The 14,385-nt window shown below is 57.2% G+C and carries 13 protein-coding genes and 3 pseudogenes; 9 read left to right on the forward strand and 7 right to left on the reverse strand.

What is annotated here, in order from left to right; all coding sequences use genetic code 11:
• Positions 1-584: 584 nt before the first annotated feature.
• From ASE98_RS24035 to ASE98_RS24045, 3 genes are all read left to right on the forward strand, one after another.
• Positions 585-1,766 (forward strand): LssY C-terminal domain-containing protein, encoded by a 1,182-nt coding sequence (locus tag ASE98_RS24035; protein WP_201782600.1) that lies wholly within the window; start codon positions 585-587, stop codon positions 1,764-1,766.
• 65 nt (positions 1,767-1,831) lie between these two features.
• Positions 1,832-3,043, forward strand: coding sequence for an LssY C-terminal domain-containing protein (locus ASE98_RS24040; protein WP_201782601.1), 1,212 nt, complete (start codon positions 1,832-1,834; stop codon positions 3,041-3,043).
• Positions 3,030-4,181, forward strand: coding sequence for a hypothetical protein (locus ASE98_RS24045; protein ID WP_201782602.1), 1,152 nt, complete (start codon positions 3,030-3,032; stop codon positions 4,179-4,181). Before ASE98_RS24040 ends, ASE98_RS24045 begins: the two co-directional genes overlap by 14 nt.
• 343 nt (positions 4,182-4,524) lie before the next feature.
• On the opposite strand, the gene ASE98_RS24050 is transcribed toward ASE98_RS24045, so the two are convergent.
• On the reverse strand, positions 4,525-5,961 hold the full coding sequence (locus tag ASE98_RS24050) for an IS1182 family transposase (RefSeq protein WP_060543881.1): 1,437 nt from the start codon (positions 5,959-5,961) through the stop codon (positions 4,525-4,527).
• A gap of 304 nt (positions 5,962-6,265) precedes the next feature.
• Between ASE98_RS24050 and ASE98_RS24055 the strand changes: the two genes are divergently transcribed.
• From ASE98_RS24055 to ASE98_RS27015, 3 genes and pseudogenes are all read left to right on the forward strand, one after another.
• Complete coding sequence (locus tag ASE98_RS24055) at positions 6,266-6,901, forward strand: LysE family translocator (RefSeq protein WP_060543797.1); 636 nt, start codon at positions 6,266-6,268, stop codon at positions 6,899-6,901.
• A gap of 52 nt (positions 6,902-6,953) precedes the next feature.
• Positions 6,954-7,014 (forward strand): annotated as a pseudogene (locus ASE98_RS27415) (cupin); the annotation flags it as partial.
• 1 nt (position 7,015) lies between these two features.
• Positions 7,016-7,147, forward strand: a pseudogene (locus ASE98_RS27015) (cupin); the annotation flags it as partial.
• Between the two features lie 110 nt (positions 7,148-7,257).
• Here ASE98_RS27015 and ASE98_RS27420 read toward each other — a convergent pair.
• Both ASE98_RS27420 and ASE98_RS24060 read right to left on the reverse strand, forming a co-directional pair.
• A pseudogene (locus ASE98_RS27420) lies at positions 7,258-7,404 on the reverse strand (organoarsenical effux MFS transporter ArsJ); the annotation flags it as partial.
• Positions 7,405-7,565: 161 nt separating this feature from the next.
• A complete protein-coding gene (locus ASE98_RS24060; RefSeq protein ID WP_060543798.1) occupies positions 7,566-8,540 on the reverse strand; it encodes a TerC family protein in 975 nt (324 codons plus the stop codon).
• Between the two features lie 387 nt (positions 8,541-8,927).
• Here ASE98_RS24060 and ASE98_RS24065 point away from each other — a divergent pair, with 387 nt between their 5' ends.
• Positions 8,928-9,830: a universal stress protein gene (locus tag ASE98_RS24065; RefSeq protein ID WP_060543799.1), complete on the forward strand. Its 903-nt coding sequence runs from the start codon at positions 8,928-8,930 to the stop codon at positions 9,828-9,830.
• 199 nt (positions 9,831-10,029) lie between these two features.
• Here the strand turns inward: ASE98_RS24065 and ASE98_RS24070 are convergent, their stop codons facing one another.
• From ASE98_RS24070 to ASE98_RS24080, 3 genes are read right to left on the reverse strand one after another with little or no spacing between them, the layout of a single operon-like run.
• Complete coding sequence (locus tag ASE98_RS24070) at positions 10,030-10,785, reverse strand: SDR family NAD(P)-dependent oxidoreductase (protein ID WP_060543800.1); 756 nt, start codon at positions 10,783-10,785, stop codon at positions 10,030-10,032.
• Between the two features lie 31 nt (positions 10,786-10,816).
• On the reverse strand, positions 10,817-11,419 hold the full coding sequence (locus ASE98_RS24075) for an NADPH-dependent F420 reductase (protein ID WP_060543801.1): 603 nt from the start codon (positions 11,417-11,419) through the stop codon (positions 10,817-10,819).
• A 31-nt stretch (positions 11,420-11,450) separates the two neighbouring features.
• On the reverse strand, positions 11,451-12,203 hold the full coding sequence (locus tag ASE98_RS24080) for a 3-oxoacyl-ACP reductase family protein (protein WP_060543802.1): 753 nt from the start codon (positions 12,201-12,203) through the stop codon (positions 11,451-11,453).
• Between the two features lie 107 nt (positions 12,204-12,310).
• Between ASE98_RS24080 and ASE98_RS24085 the strand changes: the two genes are divergently transcribed.
• Positions 12,311-13,240 carry a LysR family transcriptional regulator gene (locus ASE98_RS24085; protein ID WP_060543803.1) on the forward strand — a complete coding sequence of 310 codons (930 nt, stop codon included), beginning with the start codon at positions 12,311-12,313 and terminating at the stop codon, positions 13,238-13,240.
• Between the two features lie 193 nt (positions 13,241-13,433).
• Here the strand turns inward: ASE98_RS24085 and ASE98_RS24090 are convergent, their stop codons facing one another.
• Entirely contained in the window at positions 13,434-13,808 is a 375-nt protein-coding gene (locus ASE98_RS24090; protein WP_060543804.1) for a hypothetical protein, read from the reverse strand.
• A gap of 153 nt (positions 13,809-13,961) precedes the next feature.
• On the opposite strand from ASE98_RS24090, the gene ASE98_RS24095 reads away from it, so the two are divergent.
• Positions 13,962-14,273, forward strand: coding sequence for a LysE family translocator (locus ASE98_RS24095; RefSeq protein WP_082457637.1), 312 nt, complete (start codon positions 13,962-13,964; stop codon positions 14,271-14,273).
• The last annotated feature ends 112 nt before the right edge of the window (positions 14,274-14,385 follow it).

Genomic DNA, 14,385 nt, shown 5'->3' on the forward strand with positions numbered 1-14,385 from the left:
CCAGTGACTCTAGACTTGCCAGTAATCGTCACCAGTGCGGCAGTAGTGATTGACCGCTTCTGGCCGGTTTCTGACTGTCGTGACCGGCAGAAGTCGAACTCAAAGCTGACAGTGACGAAAGGCATAAATCGACCCGAGCTGTGCGAAAACGCGCTAAATACGTCGATAACTGAGAGGCGCGAGTGTTGCCTGTGGAATCAGTGGGCAGAAGCGTGCCGAGCGGGGCGGGAAAGGGTAACCATCGACGGCGCTGGAGCCCATCGGTGACGTATCACCTGCAGAGGCCGAAGCGGTCTGCTATCGATAGTTCGACTATTCTGCCATGGCGGCGTGACTCACACCAAAAAGCCTCCAGAATTCCCGGGGCGGTTCATAATGAAAAGCTGCGACGTAGAAACTAAAGTTCGTAGTAGCCACGGATTACGTAGTCAGGCCAGCGAAGATTGGTAGAGCTCAGTTGATGAGGTTATGCGATGCATCGCATGGTAAGACACGCTCTCGCAGCAACAGCCTTCGCAGCCGCGCTCGCCGGTTGTGCCTCCCAGCCTTCGCCAACGACGAACCTTGACTACAAGAGCCGCGCCGTGAAGCGCAGCGATGGCGGCTTGCACGTGTCGACCGCCGTACTTTCGGCCGCAGAAAGCGAGGCGGTCTACGGCGTGCCTCTGGCGAATACATCGATACAGCCAGTCTGGATGGAAGTCAAAAATCGGGAGGACCGCGCCTACTATCTGCTTTCGCCGGGCCTCGATCCAAATTTTTTCCCAGCATCCGAGGCGGCCGAAGCATTTTTTCCGGGTGTTTCGCAGGATGAGCGGACGGCGCTCGACCGGCACTTTCGTCGGCTGGCCTTTCGCAACCCTATCGCACCTGGTGCGACAACCTCGGGCTTCGTGTTGACCCATCTCGACGAGGGGTTCAAGTTCGTTAACCTCGATCTGGTGGCAGACGGGCGGTCGAGGCATTTCTCTGTCCTGGCCATCGTCCCAGGCCTGCGCACCGATTATCACATCAGCGAAGTGTTCAGGCAGGGCATCTATCCGCCCCAGGACATTGTGAACTACACGGATGACGCCAGTTTCCAGGTGGCGCTGGAGGCGCTGCCGTGCTGCGTCACCAACGAGGACGGTTCCAGGAACGGCGATCCGCTGAACCTGGTGGTCGTCGGCGGGCTCGATGATGCCTTCCCTGCATTCGCACGTCGCGGCTGGCGTGGAACCGAGGAAAAGTGGTCGGGGTCGATCATGAAAGTGGTTAATTCGGCGCTTTCCGGCGAGCGTTATCCCTATGCGCCGGTTAGCGATCTCTATCTGTTCGGGCGAGCTCAGGACCTTGCCTTGCAAAAGGCGCGTGACAATGTCCACCAGCGCAATCATCTGAGGCTGTGGTTGAGTCCGATGCAATATCACGGCAAGCAGGTGTGGGTCGGACAGATCAGCCGTGATATCGGTAGCCGGATGACCGTGCATACCGCGACGCTGACGACGCACAAGATCGACCCTGACGTCGACGAAGCACGCAGTGCGCTGACACAGGATATGGCGTATTCGGTGACGCTGGCCAAGTTCGGATTTGTGAAGGGTGTGGGGGCCGCGCCAAAGAGTGCGCCGCGCGAGAACCTGACGACCGATCCTTACTACACGGATGGGCTGCGCTGTGTCCTGGTATTCGATCACACGCACACCTCCCTGGCGGAAATCGAATTCTTTCTATCGAAGGGAATCTACGAGAATGGCGGACAATCGCCGGGGCGGGTCAAACCATGAGCTGCTTGCCGTCGGCGCCACGCGCCAAGGGTACTCTGCGAAGTGCAATGCGCTGCTTGTGCGCCATGAGTTGTGCAGCGATTCTTGCGCTCGCCGTTGCTTGTGCGACCTGGCAGGCGCCTGCCGATTTCAGTACTTCCGGGTTGCGTGAACGTGCTCAGACGGCCACCAAGCACGAGGTGCGCGTCAGCGCCGCCGTACTCAGTGCCGAAGACAGGCGGCGCATGCTGGGTGTGGAGTTGGACAAGACGCGCGTGCAGCCCGTGTGGGTCGAAGTCCAGAACCAGACTGCCGATCCGCTCTTGTTGCTGCGGCCGGGAACCGATCCCGACTATTTCTCGCCACTCGAAGTCGCCTGGTCCGTGCACGGGATATTCGCCCCGGCAGCGAACGCGCGCATCAATGCCCACCTGGATCAACTGGGGTTCAAAAATCCCGTCCTGCCAGGCGAAACGAAAGCGGGCTTGCTGTTCATCAACCCTGAGCGCGCTACGCGGCTGCTGAATATCGATCTGCTGCAGAGAAAGACGTTGATCCCATTCTCCCTCTTCTTGCGGGTGCCGGACGATGCCGGGGAAAAATGGTTTGCCGAAGGCTTGTTCCAGCATCACGGTTCCGAGATCAAGGACTATGATGATCTGGCCGCGTTGCGTTCTGCGTTGGAACGCCTTCCCTGCTGCGCCACTGACGCGAACGGCAGGGCGAGCGGCGATCCGTTCAATGCGATTCTCGTCGGCGAGTTCGCCGATATCGCCACCGCATTTGTGCGTCGCGGCTACCGGCGTGCCGCGCACCCCGCGGATGCGGCAGAACGTGCGTTCGGCCGCATGCCCGATGCCGTGGTTCGCAAGCAATCGCAAGCCGGAGCGCCGGCGACTTGGGTGCGTGTGTGGATCACGCCTATGCGCTTCGACGGTCACGCCGTCTATCTCGCGCAGGTCGCACGACCGACCGGCGGACGCTTTGCACCGCGCGAGGCGCAAGACCTCGTCTTGCATGAGGACGTTGATGAGGCGAGGAATTTCCTGATCCAGGACATGATGTATTCGGCCGGCCTGGACAAGCTCGGGTTCGTCACCGGCGTCGGTCCCGTGTCCCAGGCACAACCGCGAACGACGTTCAGCGGCGCCCATTACTTCAGCGACGGTCTGCGAGCGGTCATGGTCTTTGCGACGCGGCCGCTCAGCCTGTCACAGGTGCAAATGCTCGATTGGGAACCGTATCTGGACTGGCGCCAATCACCTGCACGCAAGGAGGTCAACGATGCCCGTAAGTGACCTGTTCGGCAGGCCGGATGACTCGGCCGGCCGTTTGTGCGGTGACCGCCCATTGTTGCGCAGCGCTGGCATGGCATGGCTGATGATCGCTGGCTGCCATGCGCTCACCGCCTGCGCACCCGCGCCGCTGATGGCCTACTCGACGGACACACCGCCGCTTGTGCTGGTCCCTGCGTCGCAGGTCGGCGTGCAGGACCGCCGGGCACGCTTTCGCGAGATTTTTTGCTCGATCCTAGACACGCGAGGAAGCGAGCTGCCCGATAGCCGCCCTTGCGAGGAGGCACTGACGCGCGTCGGCAGCGAACCTGGTGGCACTGGCAAACCCGTCGATCTCGGTCAATCGAAACGCCGTCTGATCGGCGCTGTGGTGGCCGGCGTCGGCTACGAATGCTTCGAGCAATGGCTGCAAGCGCCCGGCAGTGTAGCGATTCATCTGCGCAAGTTCGGATATGACCTGGTGCAGATGAAGGTCGACGCCTTATCGAGTTCCGCAAGAAACGCTCGGCAAATACGCGACGCGATCATGGCGATGCCAGCCGAAGCCGGACCACCGCGCCTCGTCCTGATCGGTTATTCGAAGGGTGCGCCCGACATTCTCGAAGCGATGGTCGCTTACCCGGAAATCCGCGGCCGCGTGGCGGCGGTAATCAGCGCTGCCGGCTCGGTCGGCGGCTCGGCGCTAGCCAACGATGCCGAGCAGTACCAGGCGGACCTGTTGCGGTACTTTCCCGGTGCGACCTGCGATTCGGGCGACGGTGGCGCGATCAACAGCCTGCGACCCGCAACGCGCAAGAACTGGCTGGCGCAGAACCGGCTGCCGTCCGATGTGAACTACTATTCGCTCGTTACCTTCCCGCAGCCGGATCACATCTCGGCCGTGCTGAAATCGAGTTACAACAAGCTGGCGCGCATCGATGCCCGCAACGACAGCCAAATGATCTTCTACGATCAGATTGTGCCTGGCAGCCGCCTGATGGGCTATATCAACGCCGATCATTGGGCACTGGCAGTGCCGATCGCCCGAACGCATTCGACCCTCGCTTCACTATTGGTGACACAGAATGCCTATCCGCGCGAGGCGCTGGCGGAGGCGATGCTGCGCTTTGTCGAAGAGGATCTGGCGGCATCTTCGCGCTGATCCGCTCTCTCACGTATCGGCGCTTTACATCCAAAAAACCGATAGCAAGCTGTTCTATCTTATTTTCAGTAAGGGGGTAGGGATGCAGTACAGCAGTGCTACTCCCACCCAGCGGCACTGGAGTCTTTTCGGTTTGATCACTCGCAAGATTAAATGTCCGCTCCTGGCCCAGGCTGTGTGAAAACGCACTGAGTACGTCAAAAACTGAGAGTTGCGTGCGTTACCTGCGAAATCGGCAGGCGAAAGCGCGAATTGCCTTAGCTAACTACATAGGCATTCGTGATGCTGTTTGGACCGCGTCAGCGGCACAAACAGCCACTCATGGACGATCAAACGGCTGGATTCACGCCCTGATCGCTTCAAGCAGTCCTGCTATGCCGAAGATGCTCATCATCCGTTTGAGGTTGTACGCGAGCACATGAAGGCTCATCTCGGTACTTACCCTTGGTAGGGTTTTGGTCAGGAAGTGGGTACTTCCCATCCAGTATTTGAGCGTTCCAAAAGGATGTTCAACGGTCTGTCGGCGACGCCTCATCATCGTTGGATCACTTTCCAGCCGTGCCTGCATCGCATCGACTACGGCTTCATGTTCCCAGCGCTTTACCCGGCGCTCCTTACCCGTCGTACACTGCTTTTGCATTGCGCAGGACTGGCAGCCAGAGAACCAATAGCAGTGCAGTAGCATGCCGTCTTCTACTGAAGAATGCCGCCGGGTCAGTAACTGTCCCACAGGGCATCGATACTCGTCCGATGCAGCAACGTAGATGAAGTCCTGCTTACCAAATCGGCCTTCGGCTTTGCTGCCCGATGTCAGCGGTTTCGGCACGAAGGTGGTGATGCCGGCTTGCTCGCAAGCAAGGATTTCCAGACCTTTGTAATAGCCGCGGTCGGCCACCACCGTTATCGATTCAGCCTCGATTTCTTCACGCGCCTGGTTCGCCATATTGCTCAGTTGCCCACGATCATTACCAACGTTGGTCACCTCATGAGCAATGATCAGATGGTGCTTGTCGTCGACAGCTGTTTGGACGTTGTAACCAACCGTCCCGGTGCCTCGGCCGCTCGTGGCCATTGAGCGTGCATCTGGATCGGTAAGAGAGATTTGTTGGTCTGGAGTTTCGTGAAGCTGCGCCTCGATTTCCTTGAGTTTCTGCATCTGCTTTTTCAGCGTTTCTATCTTTTCTTTCAGCCGCTCTGCTTTGGCCTCGGCCACTTCGGGCATTGCCCTATCCGCTGAATCCATCGCCGCCAGATAACGGTCAATGCTCTGCTCGATCTGTTGCATGCGCGCCTTCACTTTGCCCTGGGTGAAGTTACGGTCACGGTTGTTGACGGCTTTGAACTTGCTGCCGTCGATGGCGATGATTGTTTGGGAGAAGAGATTGAGGTTGCGGCAAAGCACTACGAACTGGCGGCATACGCTGCGAATGGCTTTGCCGTTGTCCTTGCGAAAGTCAGCAATGGTTTTGAAGTCTGGGGCCAAACGCCCTGTCAGCCACATCAACTCGACGTTGCGCTCGGTCTCACGCTCTAGTCGACGGCTGGACTGAATCCGATTGAGGTAGCCGTAGATATAGATCTTCAGCAAGATCGCGGGATGGTAGGCCGGACGCCCCGTTGCAGCAGGATCTACACCTTCAAACCCAAGTGCACCCAGGTCGAGTTCATCGACGAAAACGTCGACCACCCGGACTGGATTTTCTTCGGTAACGTAATCGTCCAAGCACTCCGGCAGCAACGTGACTTGCGTCCGAGCCTCACCTTCAATAAATCGCTTCATGATCGCCCCCGCTACGATCTCGACGATCAGAAGATTAGACAATTGCGGGAGTTTTCACACAGCCTGGGTCGGCTTCAGCCCTTCGCGCGCTACCTTGAAGTCGCAACGTATTCCGGGGTTCAGAAACCAGGTACAGCGACCGCTGTATCACGTTTTGTCAGCCAATCTGTATCTAACGCGCCCCCCCCTGACTCCACTACTATCCCCTACTCTACCCAGGTACATCCCACCCGAGAGGCGCAAGCCGTTTTACGCTGACCTGACCCAACTTCCAATCCGTCACGTCTTCCTTTGGAGTTACGCCATGCCCGAGCTGTCCACCCTGTTGGCCTACGGTCTGATCTCACTGGCCATGGTGCTGACTCCCGGTCCGAACATGATCTATCTCATCTCGCGGTCGATTTGCCAGGGACGGATGGCCGGACTGATTTCCTTGGGCGGCGTGGCGTTGGGTTTCGTCGTCTATATGCTTTGCGCCGCCTTTGGCATCACGGCTTTGCTGCTGGCGGTTCCGTATGCGTATGACGCCCTGCGACTCGGCGGCGCGCTCTATTTGCTCTATCTCGCCTGGCAGGCGGTCAAGCCCGGCGGCCGTTCACCGTTTCAGGTGCGCGACCTTCCCAAGGACAGCCCGCGCAAACTGTTCATGATGGGCTTTGCCACCAACATGCTGAATCCAAAAATCGCCGTCATGTATTTGTCGCTGCTGCCCCAGTTCATTAACCCCGTCGACCACGGCAGCGTACTGGCACAATCGATCGTACTGGGCTTTACCCAGATCATCATCAGCGTGAGTGTCAACGCGCTGATTGCCGTCATGGCGGGCTCCATCGCGACATTTCTCGCAAGCAGACCCGTCTGGCAAATCGTGCAACGCTGGCTGATGGGGACGGTCCTTGCGGGCTTGGCCGTACGCATGGCCCTCGAATGGAGGCGCTAAATAAACTGATGAAAATTCACGACCTGTTCGAGAACCGCGACCAATGAGAGTTATTCGAAGCAAAGACTTCACCGCCACTCGCGCCTGGGGAGCTGACGACATCGCTAACATGGNGAGTCAGGCATCGAGCGCGTCGTGACGCTGGAGGTTGGCGACGTGTTTTTTGCCGGCGTTGGATGTGAACATGTTGCGCATCCTCGCGCACAAGCACGGATATTGGTGATCGAACGCGAAGGCAGCGTTTGAGTACACTCGCTTGCAAGCACAGCCGCTAATGTGGCGGCACTTCGAAAAACAGCGGGCAGTACACCACGCGCCTTTCAATCCAATAAATCAACACGAACGGCCAAAAACAGTCACTCACTAATTCCGTGACGAGGCAAGGCAAGGCAAGGCAATCGAATCAAAGCCGCAAACAGAGCGAATGCACTTGATATCCATAAGCATGCCCTCCGCCCATACACCTGATACATCCAGCCGGATAGCACCGTGCTTATCAATCTGTTGGTGCTCGTTCGGTTTTGACCCAAGCTGCTGACTTCAGCTAACCCTTAGGCGGTCTGTGAAGACATACATAAGACCATCGATTACCAAGTATTCGGGCAGGTCATTGATTTCCGGTCGCCTGGGTCAAAACCGCATCAGCGCCAACATCCCTGATTCATCATTGTTCTCCCGTAACCCGTGTTTTGCTCTTCGTCAAAGTCAGGCTCAACAGTACCGAAATCAATATGATGCCGCCGACTGTGGTCAGCGACCATTGGATCGGCACGTGCCACCACGGCGCGATCAGCATCTTGCCGCCGATGAACACCAGTACGATGGCCAGGCCATATTTGAGCAAGTGGAAGCGGTAGGCCATGTCGGCAAGCACGAAATACAGTGCACGCAGGCCCATGATGGCGAAGATATTGGAGGTGAACACGATGAAGGGGTCGGTGGTGACGGCGAAGATAGCCGGGATGCTATCGACCGCGAAGACCACGTCGCTGGCCTCGATCAGTACCAGCACCAGGAACATCGGCGTCGCCCAGAGCAGGCCGTTCTGGCGCACTAAGAAGCGCTCGCCATGAAAGCCGTCGGTGATGCGAAGATGGCTACGCAGCCAGCCCAGCAAAGGGTTCTTTTCGAGGTCTGGCTGCTGGTTAGCGAAGATCAGCATCTTAATGCCGGTGATTACGAGGAAAGCACCAAAGACATAGAGTAGCCAGGCAAACTCCTGCACCAGCCAGACACCGGCGAAAATCATACCGGCGCGCATGATGATGGCGCCGAGCACACCATAGAGCAGGACGCGACGCTGCAACTCTGGCGGCACGGCGAAGTAGCCGAAGATCATCACGAAAACGAACATGTTGTCGATCGACAGCGACTGCTCGATCAGGTAGCCCGTCAGGAACTCGAGCGTTGTACGCTGGGCCACTTCGGCACCGAACATACTGCGCAGATACCACCAGAGCAGGACGGCGAAGACCAACGCCAAACTGGTCCAGGCGATGACCCAGGCCAGCGCTTCGCGCACCGAAACACGATGCGCCTTGCGTCCGCCGAAGACGAACAGATCGAGCGCCAGCATGGCAAAGACGAACACGATGAAGGCGGCCCACATCCAGGATTGGCCGACGCTGAAGGCGGTCATTTACTGTCTCCGCATGAAGCAGCAATAGGCTGGAGGAGTGATGCTAACGAGCCTGTTACATCAACAAAAATCGTTTATTCGTTACGAATAGTTCGTTTTTTACGAAGTGTTGATTCAGGTGCTCAACTACCGGCAATCGCATTGGTTCTGCTCCGTGGTCAACGCGGGTGGCATGGTGCGCAGTTCCAGCAGTCCCGTCTCCTGCTCGATCGTGATGAAAAGGTCTACTACATCCTTCGACAGGCTTGGCAACTGGTAAGCCGGTGATGCAGGCGTATATTGATAGTGTCGACCCAGGTAGTTGAGGCGATAAAAGATCGCCAATGGTGGGACAAGCGAAAGTGCTGGGGGCACTAGCGAATAACCCAGAACGTTTGGAGGTGTCACATGAGGCAGTATCAACGACTCTTTCTGATCGCAGGTCCGACCATGCGTCACTCGCCGGCGATGGAGCGGGCGATCGCACTGGCCGACGCTACAGGTGCAGCGCTGCATATCACGGTGTTCATCGAAGACTTCGACCTTATGCGGTTAATGAGCAACAGTGAACAACTTCGTGAGAGTTGCCGGCAGGAGAACCTGCTGTGGTTGACGGATGAGGCCGAACTCATGCGCAGGAAGGGCATCAATGTGACCACCGAAGTTGCATTGACCCCTGACCCGCTGCAAGAGATCCTCAGGCATGTGGCTCAAATGCAGCCGGATCTGATTATCAAGGACGTACATCATGAATCAGCGCTCAAACGCGTATTCGTCACGCCTTTGGATTGGCAGTTGTTGCGCGAATGTCCGACCCCCATACATCTGGTCAGCGAAGTCAGGTGTCCGCTTCCTCGGGTGATTGTGGCAGCGGTTGACCCATCGCATCCAGAGGGGCAGATCAGCGGAATCAACGACAGCATCATTCAGGCGGCGAACGAATTGGCGACGCAATGTGATGCTGAATTGCACATGCTGTATGCCTATGAACTGACACACACACACTTCTCTGATGCAGGTGCTGGCGCTGTGACGATGCCTGGCTTCAGCAACGACGTGCGCCGGTCACTCGAAAAGTGCTTCATTGCCTTGGCTGGACGCTATGGCGTGCCCCCTGAGCGACAACACTTCATTGCAGGACCACCAACCAAAGCAATGGCCAACTTTGCCACTCATGCTCGAGCGGATGTCTTCGTGATGGGAAATACCCATCACAAAGGGGTGGACAAGCTGGTTGGCAGTACAACGGAGCATGTTCTGTATCAGGTGCCTTGCAGCGTTTTGGCCATCAAGGGAGAAGTAGATGACTGAAGAAAAAAACCGCCACTATCGCAGCCGGCCGTTGGTGCTGATTTGGTTTTGACCCAATTGATACACATCGCCATCAGCCGTGGAACAAGGGAAAGCTCGTCGGCAAAAAGCGCCGCTGCGAGTCCGAGACATCGCCCATGGAGAGCATTCGTTCTGGTCCAAAAGAATTAAATAGAGCAGTCCGCAATAACCTGTAGCGTCAAGCCAGGTAACCACCGTTGACATCCAGTACTGAACCAGTGATGTAGCCAGCCGTGGGTCCCGACAGGAACAGGATGCTCGCGGCAACCTCTTCAACGGTGGCCATACGGCGAATGGCGTGAACATCCATCAGCCCCGGTGGTAAACCATCTTTCGAGGCAGCGGCCATATCCGTCGCCATCAGACCGGCTTGAACAACGTTCACCGTTATATTGCGAGGCCCCAAATCACGTGCTGCGCCTTTTGAGTACCCGATGACGGCAGCTTTAGTGGCGGCGTAATCCGCAGTGCCTGGGAACCCTGCGCGAGTACCGAGCCCGGACCCCACGGAAACAATGCGTCCACCTTCAGGCAAATGTTTAACTGCTGCGCGAATATTGGCCACGACACCCGCCACGTTGATTTTCCACTGGCGATCCATTGCCTGATTGTCGATGCTCGGATCGTCAAGCGTCTTGCCTTGCCAGGCCACAGCAGCGTTGTTCACCAGTACATCGAGTCGCCCCAATTGCTTGACCACTTCGGCCATCAACGCGTCGGCGGTTTCAGGTTCACCTTGATCCGCCTTAATCGCTGTGGCCTTCACGCCACGGGCTACGAGATCAGCCACCACGGCTAGTGCCTTGGCTTCGGACTCGACAAAAGTGATAGCAACATCGGCGCCCTCATCCGCGAAAGCCCGCGCCGTCGCCGCCCCAAGGCCTCGGGAACCACCAGTGATCAATACAACCTTGCCCGTGAATATCTTGTTCATGGAATGACTCCTCTTACCGATGAAAATATGATCAAGCAAACTTGACCAGGTTGAGCGCCGGCAATGGGCCGCCTGGGAACTGGAAAAGCCGGGCCCCAACGTCAAGTACGCCTAAGTCAATCCCAAAAAACCCCAGCTGGCTGATCAAGTCCACGACGGCGTCCCTGGCTTGCTGATCATCGCCCGACAAAAACAGCACACGACGCCCGCCTTCTCCAGCCGGATCGGCAGAAATCAAATGCGGTTGCAGATGGTTGAAGGCCTTCACGACCCGAGCACCTGGCACCAGTTCAGAAAACACTGCGCTCGACGTGCGGCCTTGAAGATCAACCGACTTGAACAGCGGCGCTTCAATCGGATTGTTTGCATCAATGACAATTCGCCCTGCGAAGTCCGGTAGCGCAGCTAATGCCGCCGGCAGCCTGGACCAGTTCACCGCGACCAAAACGATCTCTTGTGCAGCCGCTTCTTCCCGCGTCCCGGCCTTGACCGTATGTCCCATGCCACTGACCAGCTCGGCCAGAGATGCTGGCCCACGGCTATTCGACAGGATTACGTTGATACCCTTGTGCGCCAATGCCTTGGCAAACGCGGAGCCGATGGCGCCCGCCCCGATCACACCGATGGTGGTCATGGTCTATTTCCTCGCTCAATGAAAGAGTAGATCAGGCGGTGAAACCACCGTCGGCAACAATGTCTGCACCCGTGACGAAGGCGGCATCAGGACCTGCGAGGAACGCGACAACACCCGCAATCTCGTGAGACTGACCGTATCGACCCAGCGCTATGCCAGGTTTGACGATTTCGCTCACCGGGCCGCCATCCGGGTTCATGTCGGTGTCGGTCGGGCCTGGGTGAACGGTGTTGACCGTGATGCCTTTGGGCCCCAAATCACGCACCAGGCTGCGGTTGAAACCGGTGATCGCGCCTTTGGTCAGGGTGTAGAGCGATGCTGTCGGAAAAGCCGCGTATCGGGTCATGGAAGAGCCGATGTGGATAATCCTTCCACCATCTTTCATGTATCGAACAGCTTCCTGGGTGGCGACGAATACGCCCGTGACGTTGACTGCGATCATGCGCTGGTAGGTTTCAAACTCGATGCCCTCGATCGGGCCTCCGAGGGCGAGGCCGGCGTTGTTCACCAGAATGTCGATGCGGCCAAACGTTTCAACGGTGCGTGCAACGGCTGCACGCACGGCTGCGGGATCACCAGCATCAGCGAAAATCGCAATAGCGCGTCCTCCTTCATTGGCAATGGCCAGGACGACCTCTTCAGCCTTGGCAGGCGAAGCACTGTAGGTCAGCGCAACCGACGCACCATCGGCGGCCAGACGCCTGGCCACCGCTGCGCCAATTGATCGCGAACCGCCAGTAACCAGGGCAATTTTTCCAGCGAGGGGGAGAGTTTGGGTAGTCATGAATATTTCACTCTTGGGTTAAGGTGAAATCATCATGGCCTCGTGTCGATCAATTGATTAGAGTGTAATGACCTAAAGCATTTTCAAGCATCAGTATCAGGTGGACCATGGAAACGCTGGCCAATCTAGAGTGTTTCGTGCGCAGTGCGCAGACTGGCAGTTTCTCCGCCACCGCACGTCACCTCGCGCTAACCCCCGCCGCTGTCAGTCGTAATGTGGCCATGCTGGAGCGAAACCTCGGCGTGAGATTGTTCCATCGGTCGACCCGAAAACTGACGCTGACCGAAGCCGGTGAGCATTTTCTGGTGTGCATTGGCGGTAATCTGGACGCACTGCAAAACGCAATCAGCTCAGTCGCGACAGATCAAGGCGAACCGGCCGGACTGCTGAAAGTGAGCATGGCACCCACCTTTGGTATCAGCCATGTGCTGCCGTTGCTCCCAGAGTTTCTGGCCAAATACCCATTGATCCGCCCTGAATGGCACTTCGAGAACAGGCAAGTAGATCTGATTGCCGAAGGATTCGACGTGGCCATTGGAGGAGGGTTTGAACTGGCGCAAGGTGTCATCTCCCGCCCATTGGCGCCGGCCCATATTATTGCAGTCGCTTCGCCAGCCTTCATGCGTGGAAAAACACTACCGCTTAATCCGGGAGCACTCGAAGACCTGGAAGGAATCGTTATGCGCTCCGGTCGTACTGGTCGTATCCGGCATTGGAGTATGCGTGACAAAGACGGTATGGAAATGGCTGCCCGTGTGCGCGAAAGCATCATCGTCAACGACCCTGCCGCCATGCGTGAAGCGGTCCTGCTAGGACTCGGTGTCGGGTTTCTCGCGGTGGCGGATGTGCATAGCTGGATAGAACACGGAGATCTATTGCGCCTTGTCCCGGACTGGTACGCCGATGCGGGAACCATTGCCATGTACTTCGCGACCCGTTCACTCATGCCAGCCAAGACCAGGGTGTTCATCGATTTCGTCAGCGAGATGTTTGAGCAGCGAAAGCTTGCCCATCTCTTTTCAGGCAGTGAAGGTTGAGTCTGCTACGCCTGCGTGGATGAAATGTCTCCGGTGGGTCAGCCATTAGCGACAGGCAGCTATTGGCCGTTTGCAGCCCTTCACGACGAGCAGCAAATCGTTAAATAGCAGGATTGCAGACCATATCTGCGAGAGCCGTTGTGCTTTCAAGACGACTCGCTGTGCGATGTGGCCTAGCGGATGAGCGAGGCGATCAGTCATCATCCTCGTCTTGAACGTCTGCGCTATTGGTATAAAGGAAGTGATTCGCCATGCCTTGATCTACCCACACTCGGGTAGCTCTGTCGACGATGCGATGTGTCTGCTCGATGTCTAGCTGATTTCGTGTGGAGTGGGTGAAGGTCGGCATGCTCCATCGTTCGGTGTCCATAGGAACCTCGAATTCGAACAGATGGACATGTGGGCCTTCACCTCGATCATCCTTGATTGCCGCACTGGCTAGCTTTCTGATGTCCCGTGCTTGAGTCCGCATGACGGCATTCAGCACCACGATACAGTGGGCGTTGAGCAGTGCGAGCAGCTCATCAATTTCAACTTCAGCATCATCGCTGATAAAGACCTGGTGCATCTGCCTCTCCACTGATACGACTTTGCTCACGTCGCACCGTTACTGCGCCTGTGCGCTGCTCCGGCTCCGGCTCCGGCTCCAACGAATTAGATTGACTGAATTTAGAACAACCTGCGAGCGATTCACTGCCATTCGTGCGCAAACTCCGCAGAAATGATTGGTAAGCTGTTCATGATGGGCTTTGCCACCAACCTCCTGAATCCAAAAATTGCAGTCATGTATTTGTCGCTGCTACCCCAGTTCATTAACCCCGTCGACCACGGCAGCGTACTGGCACAATCGATCGTACTGGGCTTTACCCAGATCATCATCAGCGTGTGTGTCAACGCGCTGATTGCCGTCATGGCGGGCTCCATCGCGACATTTCTCGCAAGCAGACCCGTCTGGCAAGTCGTGCAACGCTGGCTGATGGGAACGGTCCTTGCGGGCTTGGCCGTACGCATGGCCCTCGAATGGAGGCGCTAAATAAACTGATGAAAMTTCACGACCTGTTCGAGAACCGCGACCAATGAGAGTTATTCGAAGCAAAGACTTCACCGCCACTCGCGCCTGGGGAGCTGACGACATCGCTAACATG

This window comes from Pseudomonas sp. Leaf48, assembly GCF_001421885.1.
Classification (GTDB): Bacteria; Pseudomonadota; Gammaproteobacteria; order Pseudomonadales; family Pseudomonadaceae; genus Aquipseudomonas.

Excerpts from the sequence above, each read along its gene's own strand:
- ASE98_RS24040 (WP_201782601.1), top strand. The coding sequence starts at position 1,832 with ATGAGTTGTGCAGCGATTCTTGCGCTCGCCGTTGCTTGTGCGACCTGG.
- ASE98_RS24045 (WP_201782602.1), top strand. The coding sequence starts at position 3,030 with ATGCCCGTAAGTGACCTGTTCGGCAGGCCGGATGACTCGGCCGGCCGT.
- ASE98_RS24050 (WP_060543881.1), bottom strand. The coding sequence starts at position 5,961 with ATGAAGCGATTTATTGAAGGTGAGGCTCGGACGCAAGTCACGTTGCTG.
- ASE98_RS24055 (WP_060543797.1), top strand. The coding sequence starts at position 6,266 with ATGCCCGAGCTGTCCACCCTGTTGGCCTACGGTCTGATCTCACTGGCC.
- ASE98_RS24060 (WP_060543798.1), bottom strand. The coding sequence starts at position 8,540 with ATGACCGCCTTCAGCGTCGGCCAATCCTGGATGTGGGCCGCCTTCATC.
- ASE98_RS24065 (WP_060543799.1), top strand. The coding sequence starts at position 8,928 with ATGAGGCAGTATCAACGACTCTTTCTGATCGCAGGTCCGACCATGCGT.
- ASE98_RS24070 (WP_060543800.1), bottom strand. The coding sequence starts at position 10,785 with ATGAACAAGATATTCACGGGCAAGGTTGTATTGATCACTGGTGGTTCC.
- ASE98_RS24075 (WP_060543801.1), bottom strand. The coding sequence starts at position 11,419 with ATGACCACCATCGGTGTGATCGGGGCGGGCGCCATCGGCTCCGCGTTT.
- ASE98_RS24080 (WP_060543802.1), bottom strand. The coding sequence starts at position 12,203 with ATGACTACCCAAACTCTCCCCCTCGCTGGAAAAATTGCCCTGGTTACT.
- ASE98_RS24085 (WP_060543803.1), top strand. The coding sequence starts at position 12,311 with ATGGAAACGCTGGCCAATCTAGAGTGTTTCGTGCGCAGTGCGCAGACT.
- ASE98_RS24090 (WP_060543804.1), bottom strand. The coding sequence starts at position 13,808 with ATGCACCAGGTCTTTATCAGCGATGATGCTGAAGTTGAAATTGATGAG.
- ASE98_RS24095 (WP_082457637.1), top strand. The coding sequence starts at position 13,962 with ATGATTGGTAAGCTGTTCATGATGGGCTTTGCCACCAACCTCCTGAAT.